This window comes from Alteromonas macleodii ATCC 27126, assembly GCF_000172635.2.
In the GTDB taxonomy this organism is placed as follows: domain Bacteria; phylum Pseudomonadota; class Gammaproteobacteria; order Enterobacterales; family Alteromonadaceae; genus Alteromonas; species Alteromonas macleodii.
In genome coordinates this window covers 615,568-636,263 of sequence record NC_018632.1, presented here as the reverse complement: position 1 = coordinate 636,263, position 20,696 = coordinate 615,568, and the positions used below count along the sequence as shown (strand labels likewise).

The window sequence follows — 20,696 nt, the reverse complement described above, 5'->3', positions numbered from 1 at the left end:
CTGATCAACCGCCTTTTGCCATGTTTATTATGCGGTTATCAGTTTTAGGCTTTATATCGTATTGATTGACGATGGCCTGCATCACAAGGTCTGATATTTGAGGGGGGCGTGTACTCAAGGCCGGACGCTTTTCGGTATTCTTTAACGCGTAGAAACCGTCTCCGCCATTGGCCAGAAAGTTACTTGTAGCCAGTGAATAGGTTTTCGACTTATCTATTCGCTTTCCATTAATGGTGACATTTTTTACTCGTTGAAGCACTTTCGCTGAAGGGTCGAAACTATAAGACATACCCGATACATGAGGAAAACCGCCTTTTAAATTTTGATATTGCGAAAGCCCCTCTTCCAGAGCTTGAATTAACTGAGCGCCAGTTATATCCAAAGCCACAACATGCGCACGAAACGGCATTTCGGTGACAATATCTTGCCGAGTAATTGGTGTACCTGCCGTATATTGTTTGTTGCCTCGGATACTGCCTCCGTTTATCAAGGCAATTTCAGTATTGGCATAGCGTTTAATGGTATCCGCGACAAAGTTCACAAAAGGATTCTCTTCACTTCTCACTTCTTTGCGCGCAGTCGAAACGGCAATCTTCCATTCGCCAATTTGGATATTTAACAACCGTTTTAGGCGCGCTTCATACTCAATGAGTTGCTCGTTTAACTCAGCATCAGCCTCTATATCTTCTAACGGCTGTTCTATATACGACGTTGCTTGCCACCCAGCATTTTTCACAAAACTAGCAACGACAGCGGTTCCCTGCTGTGTAAGTACCATCCTATTAGGATGACGCGTAGTTTCGAGCATATTTTTCTCGTCCAAGCGACTGTCTGTTATAAAAGCGACATCAATAATACGTTTGTTCAGCATGGTATTAATAAAAGGGAACGGGTAGGAATAGTGCAGCAAAATAATATCTGCGCCTTGCTGTCGCAATCTTTTAGACTCCTCCATGATGGCTTTTTGAGGAGGCGTTATAGCAATATCAGATAATTGGTACTCTTCTATCACTCTCTCATGTAAAACTGATATAACACCAAGAGTTAATTCTTCTTTTTCTACAATCACAGAAGTGTGCAGGCCATCAGGGGAGCGCCCCACCCGGTTGTCTATTACGTTGCTGGCTACCAATGGAAAGGCTGCTTCATAAGAACGAAGAGATAATTCATCCTCATAGAAACTAAATTCTCTCTTTGTGACCCCCATCACATCTGGCTCAAGGGAATTGAGAATATCAATAATGTGGGAGCCACGGTCAAACGAGGATAGCGCGCTCGGCCCAATCGAGCCGCCGCCGAAAATGAAGAAGACGGTTTCACTAATTTGCCGCTGTTGTTTTACGAGGGTTTGAAGATTAGCGTAACGCCCTGTGCGTGCGTCGCTAATATTAGGCATATCTGCGGTTAGTACGAAAGTTACGCTAGAGGTTGTGACCTGTTCTCGATTTTCAGATACAGCATAACCTGCTCGAAATAAGAGCGACAGGCTAGCTAAAAATACGAGCCATTGCGTGATTCGCATAACACCACTTAAGGAAAACTTGTTAATACTATTAACAAGTATAGCAACGATTAAGTCAATGCGACGATTGGCTATTTTTCCTTAAAAAGAAGGGTTTTTATCAAGCAATATAGATAATTGCCCGCTCAGAAAACGCAGGTGACCTTAAAATGGCGTTGCGCTTTTATCGCGCTGTGCCCAAAGCTGCCTTGCCTGGGACAGGGCATCTGCAACATCACACTTTTGTAGCAGTACCAAATAGCTGGCAAGTGTGCTTAAGATGGCTTGTTCACCGTAAAGGCTATTCGCGTTACCCGCCCACACATCAAGCATGTCGTTAACGTTCATGTCTTTATCTTTAAGCGCCCATTTGTCAGCAACCACCGGCATTATTACTTCTTCGGTCTCACCATTTCTGGTAATAAATAGCTCAGTTTCCCGTTCACCATTAACTTCAGGATCTCCGCCATCACCACGAAAACAAAGCGCATCTATAGATGGATAATTTTCATTAACGCGGCAGTGTTTGTGGTCAAGATGCATATGGTAAACGCCCTGTACGCAAAATTGTGCAGCGGTGGGATTCAACAACCTTGCGAGGGTGTTAGCGCATGAACGCAGGCCAAATACCTCACGAAGCTTAATAATTGTGTCGAGCGCAGGCAGCAAATAAGACAAATCAAGGTAAGTCACCCCTTTATCCGTTAACTGCTGTTTGGCATCTTCAATACTGCTAACTTCAGACAGGCCCAATTGGGGTAACGCTATACTTGCATAAAGGCGTCCCGAACCCGGTTCATGCGCACCGTGGAGCATAACCGAGTAACCATTGTTGGCTAGAACCGCTACGGCCAATAAGTACCACGGTAACTGGCGACGCTTTCCCGCGTAGCAGCCAATATCTAACGTGGGGGTGAGGGTTTTAACTTCTGGCTCTATCAGCTCTCTGCATGCATCGACAAAGCCAATAACTTCTTCTGGTGTTTCTTCACGGGTACGCAGCAACATAAGAAATGCGCCGCGTTGATCGCCTGTCACTTCATTGGCCAATACCATTTTCATGGCATGATAAGCCTCATCACGGGTAAGGCTACGCCCCCCTTTTTGACCTTTTCCAATAATTTTTATGTATTCACTAAATGGTTGCTGCATGCTTGGATGAATGTAATAGAAGAGTATTTACCTGTTGACGAGACTCTACCACCTTTCCAAATATAAGTAACGTAGGCCCCGTTAAATTTGCTGCTTCTACCTTGCTATGAATATCGGCAAGCACGCCAGTAATCACGCGCTGTTCAAGCGAAGTGGCATTTTCAATTGCCGCTACTGGCCATGTGGTTGGCACGTTGTGATGAATCAAGCCTTTGCATAGCCCTTCAAGTCGGCTTAGCCCCATATAAACCACCATGGTTTGCTTCAATACATTTTGCGCCATGGGTGCCATCTCTGGCCATTGATCCACGTCCTTAAAATGTGCGGTCATAAAACACACCGACTGAGCACAACACCTGTCGGTTAAAGGGATCCCCGTATAGGCTGACACACCCGATGCTGCCGTAATACCAGGAACAATAGCAAAAGGAATGTTGGCTTTTGTGAGTGCATCGGTTTCTTCGCAGGTTCTTGCAAATAGGGCTGGGTCACCGCCTTTTAACCGTACGACAGTGTGACCGTTGCTTGCCAATTCAACCACTCGCTTGCATATAGCGTCTTGGGTAAAGCTATGCTTTTTGCAGCGTTTCCCTACATATTCTTTCACCACTTTAGAGGGAATTAGCGCGAGAATATCTTCGCTGACTAAAGCATCGAACAGCACGACATCGGCTTGTTGCAGAAGACGAAACGCTTTTAACGTAAGTAACTCGGCATCACCAGGGCCAGCACCGACGATGAACACCTGCCCTTGTTTATGACCTTCAGTTTGCCTGTTTGCTAACTTCAACCACTTGCCAAAGTATGAATGCTTAGCTGGAGCTTTTGGATTATCGGAGCGCTGGCGCGTCGTCACGGTCGTGACCGAGGTAGAAATAGCATCGCGATAAAAGAGGTTTAACAAAGGTTTCTGCGGTTTAAATAAGGTGCGCAAAAACGGTAACGACCAACTAGTTGCAATTGACATGATTTAACGCTCCTAAACAGATTGAATTTCAATGACTAAATGCTCGTCTATCAGCTGAGACAAGGCGGGCTTACACGAGCCACAATTCGTACCACACTTTAATGCTTCACCAAGCTCTGCCACCGAACTACAGCCTTCTTCGATGGCATGTGTAATGGTTTTTTCGCGCACTTCAAAGCAGCTACAAACTACATCACCATTTAAAAATGCGTCGTCTACTTGGCCACGTATTAAATTGCGCTGTATGTCTGTAGAAATAGATGTGTTGAGAAGGCTGGCGAGCCATTCGTTAGGTACTGACCATGTGTTTTTTAAATGTGGCGCTGCCTGCGCTATTGTATGTGCAGCTGCTGGTGCCCTTTCACCCTTTTCTGGCTCATCGCCTAAAAACGCCGCGAAACAAAGAGTATCATCGACAAGCGCAAGGCATACTGAGTATGTATGATGATGAAACTGCAATAGCACCGCGTTTTGCGGCAGCAGAGGTATCAACCCTTGGGTAAAATCCCGACGACCTTTGTTCGAAGCAACATTCAATACTGATAATGCTGCATCCGAGTTATTTAAAGGTGAAGACGCCTCTGTGCTTTCAAGCGGTGTCGTATTCCAGTAATCACACGCATGCTTTAGTGCGTCTTCACTAAACGGATTAAGTTTTGAATTATGTGCTGATTGGTTTACTGATGAAACAAAGAGCTTGCCGTAGGTAGCGAAATGAGCAGGCGCGATAGCTACCGCCGCGTGTTTTAACTCTGGCTGCCCTGAAATAGGGTCTACCGCGCTGGCGTAAAGTGCGCCTAGTTTACTGTGCGAACCCCATTGCGCCGACCAGTGAATGGGAATGAATACTTCCCCTTTGCGCATATCCGTATCCGCTTTAACCGGATAAATAACAGGGGCGTCTTTACACACTGCACTTGAAAGAGAAACGAGGCTTCCGTCTTCAACGCCCAATTCAGCAGCGTCTTTAGGGTTGATATGCACGCAAGCACTTGGCATATGAGCCAGTAACTTTGCCGCTTTACCCGTGCGTGTCATAGTATGCCACTGATCTCGCGCTCGCCCGCTGTTCACAACAAAAGGATAAGCGTCTGATGTCACCTGCAGTGGCGCTCTGTAAGTTACGGGAATAAGCCTAGCCTTGGCGTTGGGTGTTGAAAACTGCTTGTCTTCAAAAGGACGTTTACTGGTAAGGCTAGGTTGAGAATTAGAACTGGCCGTATTCTCAGCTTTTGTAACTGCTTGAAAGGGCCACTGCAAAGGCGATAGCCCGTTGTATTGAGCTTCACTTAACGCTTGTAAAGGTGACAGGTCTAATTGTCGCTTACCGTTATTTTGATAGCCGGTTAGCCCAGCGTATTCGCAGAATATTTGTGACGGATGGGTAAAATTAAATGCCTCGCCAAAGCCCATTTTACCCGCCACTTCACACAGTATTTGCCAGTCGTGTTTTGCACTACCTGGTGGAGGCAATATACCGCGCTGACGTGATATACGGCGCTCTGAGTTTGTCACCGTGCCGTCTTTCTCCGACCACCCCGTGGCAGGAAGGGCAATGTGCGCGTAGTTAAGCGTATCGTTAGACTCAACGATATCAGACACCACCACCATGTCACATTTAGAAAGTGCGCGTTCAACTTGACCGCGATTTGGCATACTGACAACGGGGTTCGTCCCCATTATCCAAACGAATTTTACCTTTTCACTCTCAATTGCATTAAACAAATCAACAGCTTTAAGCCCCTGCCCTTTGGGCATAACAGGGGCATTCCAATAGGTTTTAACAGCGCTGATATGCTCATGGTTTTCAAGGTCCATATGTGCAGCTAGCATATTGGCTAACCCACCGACTTCACGCCCTCCCATGGCATTGGGCTGGCCAGTAATTGAAAACGGGCCACAACCGTTCTTAGCAATTAAATCCATTGCTAAATGACAGTTGATAATGGCTTGGGCTTTATCCACACCAGCAGAAGACTGGTTCACGCCCATAGAATAAAAAGTAACTACGCTAGAGGCTTCACAAAAGGCATCAAAGAAGGCCTTAATGCTGTTAATGTCCAGGTCGCATACTTCAGCAACGTCATCTAACGTTAAGGCATTTGCACTTTTGAGCGTTTCTTCAAGTCCCTCGGCATAGGTCTCAACGGCGGATTTGTCTATTCGACCTTGTGCGTTTGCATAGCTGAGTAAACCGTTAAATAGCGCTACGTCGCTACCCGGTTTTATAGGAAGGTGTAAATCGGCAATGGTACAGGTTTCGGTTTTGCGTGGGTCAACAACAATGACCTTCATATTCGGATTTTTCAGCTTTGCTCGCTGAATGCGTTGAAAAAGCACTGGGTGCGCCCACGCCGTATTACTCCCGGTGATCACCAGTAAATCTGTACATTCTAAGTCGGTGTAATCGCAAGGCACTACATCTTCACCGAACGCACGCTTGTACGCGGCAACGGCTGATGACATACACAGGCGTGAATTCGTATCGATATTGGCACTGCCGATGTAACCTTTCATAAGCTTATTGGCAATGTAATAGTCCTCGGTGAGAAGCTGACCTGATACATAAAAAGCAACGGCATCCGCGCCATACTGCGCAATGGTAGAGGTGATCTTATCCGCAATCACATCGGTGACCGTGTCCCAATCCACCGATTGACCTGCCATGGTTGGGTGAAGCAAACGTCCGTTTACGTCGTTTGTTTCAAGCAGGTTTGTTCCTTTAACACACAATCTTCCATAATTGGCGGGATGCTCTGGCGTGCCTTTAACAGTGTCCAGGGTTATGGCACGCGGGCTTACGTTGCAACTGATATCTACACCACACCCTACGCCGCAGTATGGGCATGTTGTTTGTCTTAATTGTTCAGACATCATGTCGGGTTGTCGTGTAGGCATATTCATTTCATTACCTTTTTCGGTTTCACAGCTTTTGAATGCATTTTGCTAAAAGGCTTTATTCATGTGGGCGTATAAAAAAGACAGTTTGCTTAAACGCCCACAAAAACCTTTTCGCCCTCTACCTTCACAGCGTAAGCCGTGACGGAAACATCGTCGTGTTCTTTACACAGCCCGGTTTCTAAAAAGTAATGCTCTTTGTATAGAGGCGAAGCAACAACAGGCGCACAGCCTATCGACCCTAGAAGCCCGCGATAGAGTACGTTTGCTTTACCAATAGGGTCGTAGTTACTAATGGCGAAAACCTGGGTTTCGCCGTTTATCTTCAAACTGAAAATTGCCACTTGCTGTGAGTCGACAAGGGCGCAAACCCCACTGTTTGTCACTAAGTCGTTCGTCTCACAAATATAGTGCCATTGCACTTGCTGTGGTTCTGACGCCATTACATTTTGCGCTGCTGACATAATTTGATTCTCCTAACAGGGTTGATAAGCCAGTGGCTATACCATAGAGACAGGAATGAACTGATCTTTACCTGCTACTTTTTCAGCTTCAGTAGCTGGGCGAACCTGGCCTCGCTCTGAAACAAACTGAATATTGGTGTCGCTAGCATTGCTGTTTACGAATTGACGGAAACGCTTGCGCGACTCAGGGTTTTCAATGGTGGTTTTCCATTCGCACTGATAAGCATCAACCACAGCATCCATCTGTGCTTCAAGCTCACCATTAATGCCAAGAGCATCGTTTATCACAACGTCTTGCAGGTAAGCTAACCCACCTTCTAAGTTGTCCATCCACACCGATGTGCGCTGTAGGCGATCAGCCGTTTTCACGTAAAACATCAGCACGCGGTCGATGTACTTAATTAGGGTTTCGGTATCTAGGTCGGTGGCAAACAGGTCTGCATGTCGAGGCTTCATGCCGCCATTCCCGCAAACATACAGGTTCCAGCCTTGCTCGGTAGCAATAACGCCAATGTCTTTGCTTTGGGCTTCTGCGCACTCACGGGTACACCCCGAGACGGCAAATTTAATTTTGTGCGGCGCACGTAAGCCTTTGTAACGATTCTCTAAGTCAATGGCAGTGCCAACAGAATCCTGAACACCGTAGCGGCACCATGTGCTTCCCACACACGATTTCACGGTACGCAGTGCCTTCGCGTAAGCATGGCCGGTTTCAAAACCACCAGCGACCAGTTTTTCCCAGATATCAGGTAAGTGCTCTACGCGCGCTCCAAATAAATCAATGCGCTGACCACCCGTGATCTTGGTGTACAGGTTGTATTCTTTTGCCACTTCGCCGAGCAGAATCAACTTCTCAGGCGTTATTTCGCCACCAGGTACACGCGGTACAACGGAATACGTGCCATCTTTTTGCATGTTGCCAAGGTAGATATCGTTGGTGTCTTGTAGAGGAAGATGTGAAGCCTTAAGAATGTAGTCGTTATACACCGAGGCTAAAATTGAGCCGACAGCGGGCTTACAAATTTCACACCCTAGACCTTCACCATGCTGCTCTAGTAGCTCGTCAAAGGTGCGAATGCCGTTTACCTTAACAATGTGAAATAGCTCTTGTCGGGTATGGTTGAAGTGCTCACAAATGGCTTTTGATACTTCCACACCGCGCTTTTCAAGTTCGCTATCCACAACATTTTTAAGTAAGGCAGCACAACCTCCACACCCTGTGCTGGCCTTGGTTTCGCCTTTTACATCGCCAACGCTACAACAGCCGCCTTCAATGGCTGAAACAATATCGCCCTTTGTCACATTTAGGCATGAACAAATAGACGCGGTGTCTGGTAGTGCATCGGCACCTAACGCCGGTGCGGCATCGGATGAGGGCAGAATTAGGCTTTCTGGGTGTTCAGGTAATTCAATATTATTAAGTGCATACTGTAAGAGCGTGTCGTAGTCGCTGGTATCGCCAACGAGTACAGCACCAAGCACGTACTTTTGCTCGCTATCTACCACCAGCTTTTTGTACACGCCTTCTGGCTGATTTAAATAGGTGTAGCTAAGCGCACCGACTGTGCGTTCATGAGCATCGCCAATTGAGCCCACTTCCACACCCATTAGCTTGAGTTTGGTACTCATATCTGCGCCAGCGAACTCGGCATCGCCGCCGGTTATATGACTTACAGCCGTGCGCGCCATGGTATAGCCAGGTGCTACCAGGCCAAATATTTTGTTATCCCACAGCGCACATTCACCTACAGCGTAAATGTTTGGGTCAGACGTCACGCAGTGATTATCAATGACAATACCGCCGCGCTCACCCAGTGTTAGCGCTGACTTTCTGCCGAGCTGGTCGGAAGGTCGAATACCGGCAGAGAATAAAATCATGTCAGTTTCTAGTGCAGTGCCGTCAGCAAACACCATTTTATAGCGGCAGGTATCACCGGCCTCAATAGTTTGCGTTGCCTTTTGGGTGTGAACCGTAACGCCCAATGCTTCTATTTTGTCCTTAAGAACGTTACCACCTGCTTGGTCTAGCTGAACCGCCATAAGCTGCGGGGCAAACTCAACCACGTGGGTGTCGAGACCGGCTTGCTTTAATGCGTTAGCGGCTTCTAAACCCAACAGCCCACCACCAACAACAACCCCTACTTTGCTCACTGCTGCTGAAGCTTCAATAGCGAGTAGATCGTCTATAGTACGGTACACCAAGCAATGCTCTTGATCGTTGCCAGGGATGGGTGGCACAAATGGGTATGAGCCCGTAGCTAACACAAGCTTATCGTAGCTAAACACCTGCCCTTCAGAAGTCGTCACTTTATTATTGTCACGGTCTATATCGGTAACCAAGGCATTGGTAACTACGTTTACGCCCCACTCGGCGTACTGAGCGGGTGTAGTGAGCGCTAAGTCATCAGCACTCGCGCCGCTAAAAAAAGACGACAGATAAACGCGGTCGTACGCAAGGCGTGACTCGCCGCATAAAACGGTTATTTCTACATTGGCATCGCTTTGGTGAAGCTGCTCAACAAAATGATGCCCCACCATGCCGTTGCCTACGACGACAATTTGCGTTTTTGAGTCCAATGAAGTCATGGTATTCCCCTTTTTTCGGGACAAAAAAAAGCCCGCTTCAACTTTCGTTGATGCGGGCTTCGTTGCCTATTTTGCCAACGGTTTAGGTCGGCTAACACATTTTACGGAGTGTTATAAATCACACAATTTTCAGCGATTGACACAAATCACCAAAACACACTTTACGTTTATAGCTATCCAAGTTCAGTGCCAAAACCGTAAACAATTGTTTTTATTTGATTTACTACAAAATAAGCATTATTCAGACTTCACAACTGCACCAAACAAACGCAAAACTGTGTTTACTTGGTGCATTAAGGCTTTCAAATAACTTAGGCCAGCTTATCCGTCGCTACGCGGTAGCGGGGATCTTCAACCACATTAATTTCAACAAACTTATCGGCCTTGCGAAGCAGTGAGCGACACTCATCACTGATATGGCGAATGTGTAGCTTTTTACCCTGCTCTTCGTATTTGTCAGCAAGGGTATCTAGCGCATCGATACCTGATGAATCCCAAATGCGAGAGTCTTTAAAATCAATAACTACATCATTAGGGTCGTTGGCGATATCAAACAGGTCTTTGAAATGCGATACCGAGCCAAAGAACAGCGGGCCGTCTAGCTCATAGACTTTCCAACCGTCGTTATCGATATGGGATCTCGCTTCAATATGACGAGCGTGTTTCCATGCAAACACCAGTGCAGAAACGATAACACCCACCACAACCGCAATAGCCAGGTCAGCGATAACGGTAACGCCTGTTACTAGGAAAAGTACGAACGCATCTTCTTTGTTTACGCCGCGAATAATTCTGAATGACGCCCACTCGAAGGTAGCGATAACCACCACGAACATAACGCCAACAAGGGCAGCGAGAGGAATCATTTCAATTAGCGGAGCAGCAAATAGAATAAAGCCTAATAATACAACCGCCGCGGTGATACCAGACAAGCGGCCACGGCCACCAGAGTTAATATTAATCATACTTTGACCAATCATGGCGCAACCGCCCATACCGCCAAAGAAACCGTTTACGGTATTTGCAACGCCTTGGCCAACGCACTCTTTGTTGCCGCGCCCGCGGGTATCTGTCATTTCGTCAATTAATGAAAGAGTAAGAAGCGACTCAATTAGACCAACCAAGCAAAGAATGACTGAGGTAGGCAAAATGATCATGACGGTTTCCCAGGTGAACGGCACCATAGGAATAGCAAAGCTAGGAAGTTCACCCGCTAGCGTCGCGGTGTCGCGCTGGTCAGCTGGTAGCAAATCGCGAACAAAGTCGATTACAGTGCGCGCTTCAAGGTCAAGACCGTGTACTAACAAGGTTACCGTAACAATCGCTACAAGCGACGCCGGTACAGCTTTGGTTAGCTTTGGCAATAAATAGATAATGGCCATGGTTAGCGCCACAAGCCCTAACATCCAATATAACAGCGTACCTTCCATCCACTGTAATTCACCCGCTGCGTTGGTCACTTTGAACTGGCCTAATTGCGCCAAGAAAATAACAATTGCCAAACCATTTACGAAGCCTAGCATTACCGGATATGGGACCAGACGTATAAACTTTCCGAGCTTGAAAATACCGCACATTATTTGCAGTAAACCAGCCAAAATAACCGCGGCAAATAAATACTGCACGCCGTGTTGGGCAACCAGTGCCACCATTACAACGGCCATGGCGCCGGTAGCACCAGAAATCATTCCTGGTCGGCCACCAATAGCGGAAGTGATCAAGCCCATCATGAAAGCCGCATAAAGACCAATCATTGGTTCTACGCCGGCTACAAATGCAAATGCTACGGCTTCAGGGACCAAGGCTAGCGCCACGGTAATACCTGATAGCACGTCGTTTTTAACGTTGCTGTCTTTACTGGTAATTAAATCGAACATGTTCTCTCAGAAGCTAAGATGTTAAACACAACAACCCACCGTGGCGTAAGCTGCGCAAAAGCAGTACACCAAGTAGGTAGGAGATTTTTTCGGCGATTCTATCACCATTGTAGCGCAAAATCTTTTAATAGATTGTTACTAGGGCCTGTTGAACGTTGATGTGCAGCAAAGATCAACAGGCTCCAGTCCGAACTACTTGGCGCTTACGTGATAAGCGCAGGGCTCTTTGCCCCTTTCCTAATGCTGTGAGCTTGTCAATTTTTCATGTTCGGTCTCAGGGCTTAATTTAATAGCGAATGCTGACAAATTGCATCGTACATGGCATCGTATAATGGTTTTTATTAACCGCGTCGTTCAATGCGCTTCGATTTCTAATACGGGGCTACGGTAAGACGTCGCAATAAGGCACAAGTCTTATTCAACGAGGAGTTAAAGTGGTACCTTATATTCTGACTATTTTGTGCGTGCTAGTGGCAGGCGCTATTCATTGGATGTCGCCGAAGGCTTATTGGAAAGCCACTATCATGTCGACCGCCGTTATTTTACTATTTTCTGTAGCGGCATTGTTCATCTTTAAAGCATCAGGAATGCTGGTTAGCGAGCACACTGGAGAGAATGCTGACTTTTCTGGGCAAATGTTAACTATCACCACAATGATTGCCTTCTTCGGTTTCTTAATTTCACTGTTTGTAGGTTGGTTTCTTCGCGTAGTCAGAAACTAATCTGGAAAGCAAAACCACAGATTTTGCGAGGCTGCACCATTTTGGCGCAGCTTCTTCCCTCTCAACTTCCCTCTTAACGCCGCTAACCTTCCCGTCCCCCTTATAAAGTCACCTTAAGCAAAAGTTCCAGCCGCACCACACCCCGCTATATGTCAGCACTCCGGGCGTTTTTGTTCACTCTAACGCTTATCTTCATTAATTCTAATAAACAGGGCATAAGTGTTGCTTGGTACACGTATTGCTCTGCTGAGTGCAGGGGACTAAGAGCAAAGAGTTTCAAAAAACGTTTCGCCAATAGATGCACTCATCAATAGAAAATTCGAAACGTGTGTACCGAAGATTAGCAGGCCTTAACATGCTTCATGAACCAGAACAGACCATTGCGCTTTGTAGCGACGCCACTAAGCGCTTTTTGCTAGCGGCCAAGCACGCCGAAATAACCGTACTTGAGCAATTATCTAGTAATTGTCGAATTGTAATTGCCGTTCGAGAACTCATCCATGAACTGCAAAAAGAGCGTGGGGCCAGCAATATCTTTCTTGCTTCAAAAGGCGAGCGTTATGCCGCTGAGCGAATGCAGTACGTCAGTGCTAGCGAGCAAGCGGAGTCAATGTTGAAAAGCCACTTGAAATCTCTCTACCTGACAGATGAGATCACCACGGGTAACCCGCGGTTGTTGAGCAGCATTACACTTGCTATGCAGGCGACGGACTACCTGCCCAGACTGAGAGAACAGGTAAGCAAGCAGCTGCTGACACCACTGGAATCTACACGAGCATATAGTCGTCTAGTTGCCAGTTTACTTACGGTTATTTTTGAAGCGGCAGATATTGCAAGCGACCCAACAATCACTCGCTTATTGGTTGCACTGTTCAACTTTATGCAGGCAAAAGAATACGCTGGGCAGGAGCGGGCGTGGGGCGCTATTGGTTTCGCAGAAACTCATTTCGATGTTCGCCTTTGTGAAAAGCTGGCCGCGCTTCAGCATGCCCAAGAACATCACTTCAGTATATTCTGTGAGTTTAGCTGTAAGCCGCATAAAGATGCATTAGACGCGTTGAACAAAAGCCCTGCTGCAATCGATATTACACAGCTTAGAAATATGATTGCACAGCTTGGTGACGGCAGTCCGATTGCCGGAGAAATATCGGAAGTTTGGTTTTATGTAGCAACACGTCGAATGGATGCAATGCAGACTATCGAAGTGGCGCTCACTGAGGCCCTTACTCAGCAAGCTAACAGTAAAGTGGCCGATGCAAAAAATGAGATGGCCAATCATCAGCAGTTGCTTACGCGCTTCAATGATGAACACGCCACTGATGGCTCACCGCTCACCTTATTGTTCGATCCAAGCATGCCTGGACTCGCGGAAGACACTAAAGAAGACGAAATCAAAACGCTATCACTTAACGAGCAAACGAAGACTTTATCTGCTCACCGCTCTTTTTATGATTTACTGCGTTCACAGGCCCAACACATAGAAGATATGGGGCGGGAGCTCGAAGAGGCCAAGCGTGCAATACAGGAACAAAAACTGATTGGGCGAGCAAAACTGGTAGTAATGGAGCAATTCGGATTAAGCGAAAATAACGCGTATCGTCGACTGCAAAAACAAGCTATGAGCGAAAATACGACCATAGCGGCTATTGCCGCTAAGATCGTAAATATTACAACGAAAAACTCAGCAGGAAGGTAAATTCCGGCTCAACACAAATTCCGACTTTTTGTGCAGCGCCCATTAATAGGCTTCCACTACAGAATATTTCCAATGTATCGATTTATTTAAGTGCGAATACTTGCTCAACTGGAATAGCAAAATATTCGGCAATTTTTAGAGCAATAACTACCGATGGTGTGAAACGTCCGGTTTCCACGGTACTTATAGTTTTTCTGGAAACACCTATCGCATCAGCTAACTCTTGCTGAGAGATTTTATGTTGCAATCGGAGCTTGTGAATGTGGTTATCTAAATCTTCATTCATCTAGCTCTTCCTCGCGCAACTTCCACAAAATGGATGTTCCATGAGCAGCCGCGGCTACACCAAGTAAGACTTGAAGAGCATTGGTAATCTCAAAGGGAGCAATTACTTCTACAAACCACCTACTGTCCCCCCAAAAAGCGAGAATCAGTGTGCCGAAAATCAGTATATGACAGGTAATGCGCAAGCTAAATGAGCTGACGTAGTCCACATATTCATCGTCAAATGTTAGTGTCCAAAAACCCAACCGGGATATATTTTTGGCAAACTTCGTTGATTTAATACCTAATGCTACGCAGTAAATGGCACTTGCTAATGAAGCTACCTCTAGTGCCCAGTGAATAACTGAGTCTGTATTGCCAATTACAGCTAATGCAACTTGGAATAGCACAAATAAAGCTAAGGCGAGACTGACTTTACCCGTGATTGTTAAATACTCTTGTTCCGTCTCTGGTGGTACCAAAATTGATGTTGCCATTTTTAAATTCCCTATTATTAACGGCGCATTGATGCCGATTAAAGCTCACTGCGTTCTAATGTCACATATGATACCTAAACGGATCATATGTAACCCTTAGGTATCAATGATACCCAAAGGTTACATGAATGCAAGTTTTTTATGCAACACACGTGTGCCGCGTTTACTGTAACTACGTTCTTTCGTAATTTTTTCGACGATAGGTACAGAGGAAATGCCGGGATAAATTGGCTAATTCGTAATGCTTTACTGATAGTATGAATGCAGAAATGAACAATGTATTATTGTGCAGAAGAACGTTTATTATGGCTTTGATTAATCAAAGTATAGTCTGAAACATTGCGTGCCAATTCGTACAAATATGTACTGCTTTCCAGTTATTTATGAACTTTCAACAAAGGCCAAACAGTAAGCCAATTCTTAGAAGCTAGTCGCTGTTTAAAAACTTCGGGCCTTGGATATTTTGGGTTAATACTTATGGTGCCGGCGAAGTTTGCTTCCAAACCAAATGGCGCGAGTATGTCTAAATCATCATTGGCTAAAAGACGAACCGCAACACAGGTTTCTCGTTCTATCCAATAAGAAATAGCGTCGTGGCAATTTTGATAGGGAGCGTGCGCGTGAGCTACGTGCATACGCGCTTGGTTTTTAACTTGCCAATTAGCTTGAGGAACCATACGCGCTAGCTCGCGTTCTATGGCGTGTTCTTGTGCTTTCAGCCCTGGTTTAGCAGCTGCAGAATTTGGTGAGTAAGCTTGCGGTTGAGGTACTGATTCCAATGTATTATCGGCACTCGCAACACTTTGCGGCGGATTAATTTCACCACTAAAGTAAATCACATCAATATCGTTAAGGGGAGTTGGTGTCGCTCTTGCGTGTAACTCATCCCATATGGCATTTCGAACAAATCCAGCACCAATGTACCCTTGCGGTAAATCGAGCGCTCTCAAAGCGCGAAGGCAACGCATGCGAAAAGGATCCCGCTTAATCATGTCGCCTAGCCGCTTGAAATCTTGCACGTTTAACCTTCGCCTTTTATACGCAGTTTGCGTTTCCACTTGATGATATAAAAGCAAAAGGCAGCCATACTGCCACCAGCAAACCACCCTGCAATAATGTCGCTAGGCCAATGCACGCCCAATAAAATGCGGCTTAAGCCAATACAAAATACAAGAAAGGTGGCTGCCATGTAGATCCACACTTTTACTGAAGCGTTTTGCGTGAAGTACGTTAACAAATAGGCGATATAGAAATAAACAAGCGTAGATAAGGTAGCATGTGCAGAGGGGAAGCTTTGTGTATACACACTTACATCCTGCATGGGCAGCGGAGGACGAGGCCTGTCGATGCCAGCTTTGAGTAAGAAAGTCGTTGCGATCCCCACGGCAACAGCAATCAAAAAAGTCAGTGCCTTTTTCTTTTCACCGGCCATCGCCAAGGCTCCGGCAACTGAAATCGTGACAAAGATAAGTGCCGTATTACTGCCTAACGCGGTGATATCGCGAAGCGCGTCTTCTTTCCAACCCGATACATTGCCTGCTTCACTAATTACATTGAATAACGCATCGTCAAACGTAGTCAGCACGCCCATGTAGACAAACAACATCATAAGCAAAAAACCGGTGCCAAGTAGTAACACCTGAATAGAGGGTGTTTTAATGATGTCTAAGTAAGAGGCTAGCGCGCCGCTGTTTTTCGTTTCACTGCTTGTCATAAATCTACTTCCATTTAGTACAAAAAGAGCGTTATTGGTCGTGCTTGCTACCACCTAGGCAGTTTGGCGATACCATAGATTGCCCACCTCGAGCTTCCCACTCTGTCGGCGTATACGTGTGAAGTGCCAACGCATGAACAGGCCCCTGCAGCGCTTCAGCCGCAAGACCGTTAATTTCTCTGTGTCTCGCTATTAAGCGCTTACCCTCAAAAGCATCGCTCACTACCGTTACTTTGAAATGACTTTGAGCCCCTTCTGGAACATTGTGCATAAAACTCTCATCTACAACCTCGAGAAAACTCGGATTAAGTGCAGCTTCAATCGTAGTTTCCAGAAACGCTTTTACTTGCATTTGGCTTACCTTGTTCTGTGAATAAGATGTCGGAATGTAAGATTAATTCTACCACCGATAGGCTTAGCCGTCTTCGCAATACCGTGCACATAATGACTTTGTGTTGTTCCTGCCATAATTAATACACTGCCGTGCTCAAGCACCTGTGTATACTTTTCCTTTGTTTCTTTGTGCTTAAAAACAAAGGGCCTTGCTTCACCTAAGGTGACGGATGCAATAACCGGGTTTATACCCAACTCAGGCTCATCATCTGAATGAAAGCTCATGCTATCTTGTCCGTCACGATACCAATTCGCTAACACACTGTTGAACTTTGTATTTTGGGTTGCAGCACATAACGCTTCACAACAATCCTTAATGCTTAAAAGGCTGTTCGTCCACGGATTTGGCGACATGGTTAAATTCGAATAGGTATAGGTGCAATCGTCATCGCCGTGCCAGCTCTGAAGGCGGGGAATTTTTACCGGCTTGCCAAACAATCTGATCGAGTCCTGACGCCAGGGTAACTCGGCCTTCAGTAACTCAAAAAAAGTATCTGCATCATTTTTTGATAGCGCCTGAGGAAAATAAGTGACGTCGCCCTCTGACAGCGGGAGCTTATGAGATGAGCTATTGTTTTCTGGGGTCTCGAAAAGAGAAAACTGCATGCGTAACTATAATATTTCCGGTGATTTTTAATTTTGGCTATGGGCACTTGATCTCAAAAGTGTTTAAACACACTTTTGAAGTTCCCCCAATTACACCTTAATTACGCATGCATTGCTAATGTGGATTGATGTTAACTTCTATAAGCGTGATTTTTCTTTGAAGTCGTCATCTGCAGGTGTGGCACTGTATGCACCGCTGTCTTGAATAACGCCTTTATTCTTGTTCATCCACGTTTTGATTACGGTACTGCTCGCCGATGCGCTCGGTACTTGGGTATTGCTTCCGTCAAGTGTCAACGGGCTGAAAGCTCGTGACCAAAAATAGTGAGTCACTGCAGCACCGTGCTTCTCAGCCACTTGCCACCAAGAAAAATTCCATGGTTTTAGCTCTGAAAATGCAATGCTATTCATTAGGCTAGCGTTATTGTCACCAGCAAGAAATGTGCTGGTAACCGGCGAGCTACGATACGCTTCAATGGCAATTCCCTTAGCTTTTAGTGCATCAACAATGCTTTTACTTCTCTCACCAGTCCAATCGTTATTCAGATAAGATTTTTCGCCTATGGAATAGAAAGGGTCGAGCAATGCGATACGATTTGGCCGATATGATGATGTCAGAACACCTCTATTTACCGCATCGTCTAATTTCTCTGAAATAGTAAGCGCGAGCTGATTCCCCAAAGAGTGACCCGCTATGCGGAGCTCGCTACCATTAAAGTTAGGCATTCCATTCGTGAGTGAGTTGTAAAGTAACTGTGTTACCGAAGAGCTTGGTCCCGAGCTGTAGCTGCCATTTGACGACTTCCAGCGCATATTTCGAGGACCAGAAGCCGAATGAATCTTGGCTTCAGCATCTTTAACTTCAGACTCATCTGCAAACTGGTTCCAATACAGAATCCCTACATTATACCCTCTATCTAACCAATACCATGCGAGGTCTTCGTTAGGTCCTCCCGAGTTTGAACGATTCAACGTCTCGCGACGACGCTCCGTTACCGAGCCGTTTTGCCATCCGTGAATGTAGATGACCGTTTTATTATTGGCGTTGTAGTATGGATTAGGTTCATTAACATTCGCTTTTTTTGCGTCGTTGTAGTCAAACCAATACAAACCGTAATCTAAATTACTAAAGGCGGCATCAGGGAAAGTTACTTCAGCTTTAACATTTAGAGAGAGCGTTGAAAAGGCAATGGACAGTAGAATTATCAGTCGTGTTTTCATAGTTTTCTCAGTTAATTATCAAGTGGTCAGATGAGATTTAATTAACAATATTTTCACATAAATAAAACAAAGTAAACGTTTTACCTTTTATTATCATCGAAACATTCGCGTTTTGAGTCTTCTTGGCTGTTAGAGCCGCGTAGCTGATATGATAAGATAGGCAACGCGTACATAAACCAAATAGGCATTCCCAAAAGTATGTGAGTGCTTTGAGCCTTCTCTGAAAACAGACTCCAATGAATACAGAATTTATTTTTGCCGACCGACAATTCTCGCTTATTCGCTACCCTGAAAAGCACCAGCACATAAGCCTTCAAGCATGGGATAGCGCTGATGAACTCGTTATTGAGCACATTGAGAGCTTATTAAGTGAAGCGTCGCTTTCAATTGGCAGTGGCGACAATGATGGCTCAATGATGATTTTTAACGACGATTTCGGCGCGTTAGGTTGTTGGTTTTCGCACTTAGCACCTTACTGGGTATCTGACTCCTACATATCTTTGCGATCACTCTCTGAGAATTTAAAAGCCAATCATTTACTGGGTAATGCAGAAACGAGCAATAAAAACGGCCTGCTAACCGCGCCGCTGAAAACCTTGACTAGCGTGCAAAGCTTAACGTTTAAGCCAGAAAAGGCGCCGAGTCTTGTTGTGCTGAAGGTCCCCCGCGCCCTTGCACTTCTTGAACAGCAGCTTATTGATTTACAAAAATATATAACACCTGACACGCGTGTTATCGCAACCGGTAAAGTGAAGACCATCACAAAATCCGTACTCAACCTATTTGAGCGATATATTGGCCCCACCACCACGTCCCTTGCCAAGAAGAAATCGCGGCTTGTGTTCGCTTCGCCTCGTGAGTCAATAAAACTATCTGACTCGCCCTATCCGACGCGCTGGCAGTGTAAAAGTACGATGGGAACGGCGTTAACTATAGACAATCTGGCGAATACGTTTTCCCGACAGTCATTAGATATAGGCGCTCGCATTATGCTTGAACATATGACGGTGAGCGCTAATGATGTGGTGGTAGATTTAGGCTGCGGCAACGGAGTACTGGGGGTTAATGCCCTTTCTCTTGCCCCTGATGCCAAAGTAATATTTGTGGATGAGTCCTATATGGCATTAGAAAGTGCCAGACTCAATGTGCTCAACAACTTCCCGGATAAAATTGATCAATGTGAGTTTGTTGCAAGTAATTGCCTTGAAACATTAATCAATAGAGAGAATAAACCTGCTGTTACCAAAATTCTGTGTAACCCACCGTTTCATCAACAAAACGCAATCACTGACCATATTGCATGGCAAATGTTCACTGATTCCCGGGACGTACTTATTAAAAGCGGTCACTTAGTGGTGGTTGGTAACCGACACCTCGACTATCACATTAAACTTAAAAAGTTGTTTGGTGGCGCTAAGGTACTTGCGAGTGACAAAAAGTTCGTTATCTTAGGCACTGCAAAACGATAAGCGATCAAAAAACATGCGCGAATTAAGGAAAACATTTAAAGGCATTTTTATGAAGAAAATACTTTTATCACTGCTGACCGCTATCATGCTAATAGGCAGCAGTTCACCCGTTATGGCCAAGAAAGACGATGGGTCTCAGGTTCAGCCAGATAACTATTACCCTCGGGTGAAAATAGAAACCACCATGGGCGATATTGTGGTTGAACTGGACAGAAGACGTGCGCCAATTACCGTAAATAACTTTCTTCGTTATGTTGATAAGCGCGCCTACGAAGACACCATTTTTCACCGCATCGTGCCTGGTTTTGTTGTGCAAGGTGGTGGTTATACGGCAGACTTCAACGGCAAGTCGAACTTTCCAGATATCTTCAATGAGTCTGGTAACGGTTTGACTAACGACCTGCACACCATTGCAATGGCAAGACAAGGTGACCCGCATACCGCAAACCGACAATTTTTCTTCAACGTGAATGACAACAGCAGCTTAAACCCCGGAAGAGACTGGGGCTACGCGGTTTTTGGCGTAATTGTTGAAGGCGAAGATATTGTTGATGCCATGTCGGAAGTAGAAACTGAATATTCGATTCGCCTTAACGCGAATAACGTACCCATTGAGCCGATCATTATTAAAAAGATGACCGTGTTACCGCCCTTATAGCGATTAACAGA

At 45.6% G+C, this 20,696-nt stretch carries 18 protein-coding genes; 4 read left to right on the top strand and 14 right to left on the bottom strand.

The annotated features are described in order from the left end of the window. Window positions 1–4 precede the first annotated feature (4 nt). The 7 genes from MASE_RS02790 to MASE_RS02755 form a co-directional block, all read right to left on the bottom strand. A complete protein-coding gene (locus tag MASE_RS02790; RefSeq protein ID WP_014948240.1) occupies window positions 5–1,522 on the bottom strand; it encodes a bifunctional metallophosphatase/5'-nucleotidase in 1,518 nt (505 codons plus the stop codon). Window positions 1,523–1,666: 144 nt separating this feature from the next. Beyond that, the gene (locus tag MASE_RS02785; RefSeq protein ID WP_014948239.1) at window positions 1,667–2,653 is read right to left on the bottom strand and encodes a glycosyl transferase family protein; all 987 of its coding nucleotides are present in this window, start codon (window positions 2,651–2,653) and stop codon (window positions 1,667–1,669) included. Then, on the bottom strand, window positions 2,637–3,620 hold the full coding sequence (gene cobA / locus MASE_RS02780) for a uroporphyrinogen-III C-methyltransferase (RefSeq protein WP_014948238.1): 984 nt from the start codon (window positions 3,618–3,620) through the stop codon (window positions 2,637–2,639). The genes MASE_RS02785 and cobA overlap by 17 nt, the downstream gene beginning before the upstream one ends. Before the next feature lie 12 nt (window positions 3,621–3,632). Next, window positions 3,633–6,524, bottom strand: coding sequence for a nitrate reductase (locus tag MASE_RS02775; protein ID WP_014948237.1), 2,892 nt, complete (start codon window positions 6,522–6,524; stop codon window positions 3,633–3,635). An 86-nt stretch (window positions 6,525–6,610) separates the two neighbouring features. Continuing rightward, a complete protein-coding gene (gene nirD, locus MASE_RS02770; protein WP_014948236.1) occupies window positions 6,611–6,982 on the bottom strand; it encodes a nitrite reductase small subunit NirD in 372 nt (123 codons plus the stop codon). Window positions 6,983–7,018: 36 nt separating this feature from the next. Further along, window positions 7,019–9,568, bottom strand: a complete 2,550-nt coding sequence (gene nirB, locus MASE_RS02765; RefSeq protein ID WP_014948235.1) for a nitrite reductase large subunit NirB — start codon at window positions 9,566–9,568, stop codon at window positions 7,019–7,021. A 311-nt stretch (window positions 9,569–9,879) separates the two neighbouring features. Continuing rightward, on the bottom strand, window positions 9,880–11,445 hold the full coding sequence (locus MASE_RS02755) for a SulP family inorganic anion transporter (protein ID WP_014948233.1): 1,566 nt from the start codon (window positions 11,443–11,445) through the stop codon (window positions 9,880–9,882). Between the two features lie 434 nt (window positions 11,446–11,879). On the opposite strand from MASE_RS02755, the gene MASE_RS02750 reads away from it, so the two are divergent. Beyond that, on the top strand, window positions 11,880–12,167 hold the full coding sequence (locus tag MASE_RS02750) for a hypothetical protein (protein ID WP_014948232.1): 288 nt from the start codon (window positions 11,880–11,882) through the stop codon (window positions 12,165–12,167). A 355-nt stretch (window positions 12,168–12,522) separates the two neighbouring features. Further along, window positions 12,523–13,863 (top strand): nitrate regulatory protein, encoded by a 1,341-nt coding sequence (locus MASE_RS02745; RefSeq protein ID WP_014948231.1) that lies wholly within the window; start codon window positions 12,523–12,525, stop codon window positions 13,861–13,863. Between the two features lie 82 nt (window positions 13,864–13,945). Here MASE_RS02745 and MASE_RS02740 read toward each other — a convergent pair whose 3' ends face one another. The 7 genes from MASE_RS02740 to MASE_RS02710 all read right to left on the bottom strand — a co-directional run bounded on the left by MASE_RS02740 (window position 13,946) and on the right by MASE_RS02710 (window position 18,558). Beyond that, window positions 13,946–14,149, bottom strand: a complete 204-nt coding sequence (locus tag MASE_RS02740) for a helix-turn-helix transcriptional regulator (protein ID WP_014948230.1) — start codon at window positions 14,147–14,149, stop codon at window positions 13,946–13,948. Continuing rightward, window positions 14,142–14,624: a hypothetical protein gene (locus tag MASE_RS02735; RefSeq protein WP_014948229.1), complete on the bottom strand. Its 483-nt coding sequence runs from the start codon at window positions 14,622–14,624 to the stop codon at window positions 14,142–14,144. Before MASE_RS02735 ends, MASE_RS02740 begins: the two co-directional genes overlap by 8 nt. Window positions 14,625–15,001: 377 nt before the next feature. After that, window positions 15,002–15,643 (bottom strand): nucleotidyltransferase family protein, encoded by a 642-nt coding sequence (locus MASE_RS02730; protein WP_014948228.1) that lies wholly within the window; start codon window positions 15,641–15,643, stop codon window positions 15,002–15,004. A 2-nt stretch (window positions 15,644–15,645) separates the two neighbouring features. Continuing rightward, complete coding sequence (locus MASE_RS02725; protein WP_014948227.1) at window positions 15,646–16,338, bottom strand: phosphatase PAP2 family protein; 693 nt, start codon at window positions 16,336–16,338, stop codon at window positions 15,646–15,648. A 31-nt stretch (window positions 16,339–16,369) separates the two neighbouring features. Beyond that, window positions 16,370–16,690: a BolA family protein gene (locus MASE_RS02720; protein ID WP_014948226.1), complete on the bottom strand. Its 321-nt coding sequence runs from the start codon at window positions 16,688–16,690 to the stop codon at window positions 16,370–16,372. A 5-nt stretch (window positions 16,691–16,695) separates the two neighbouring features. Continuing rightward, the gene (locus MASE_RS02715; RefSeq protein ID WP_014948225.1) at window positions 16,696–17,337 is read right to left on the bottom strand and encodes an alpha-ketoglutarate-dependent dioxygenase AlkB family protein; all 642 of its coding nucleotides are present in this window, start codon (window positions 17,335–17,337) and stop codon (window positions 16,696–16,698) included. A 138-nt stretch (window positions 17,338–17,475) separates the two neighbouring features. Then, window positions 17,476–18,558 (bottom strand): hypothetical protein, encoded by a 1,083-nt coding sequence (locus MASE_RS02710; protein ID WP_014948224.1) that lies wholly within the window; start codon window positions 18,556–18,558, stop codon window positions 17,476–17,478. Between the two features lie 236 nt (window positions 18,559–18,794). Between MASE_RS02710 and MASE_RS02705 the strand changes: the two genes are divergently transcribed. Both MASE_RS02705 and MASE_RS02700 read left to right on the top strand, forming a co-directional pair. After that, window positions 18,795–20,027: a methyltransferase gene (locus tag MASE_RS02705; RefSeq protein WP_014948223.1), complete on the top strand. Its 1,233-nt coding sequence runs from the start codon at window positions 18,795–18,797 to the stop codon at window positions 20,025–20,027. A gap of 49 nt (window positions 20,028–20,076) precedes the next feature. Beyond that, on the top strand, window positions 20,077–20,685 hold the full coding sequence (locus MASE_RS02700) for a peptidylprolyl isomerase (RefSeq protein WP_014975652.1): 609 nt from the start codon (window positions 20,077–20,079) through the stop codon (window positions 20,683–20,685). Window positions 20,686–20,696 lie beyond the last annotated feature (11 nt).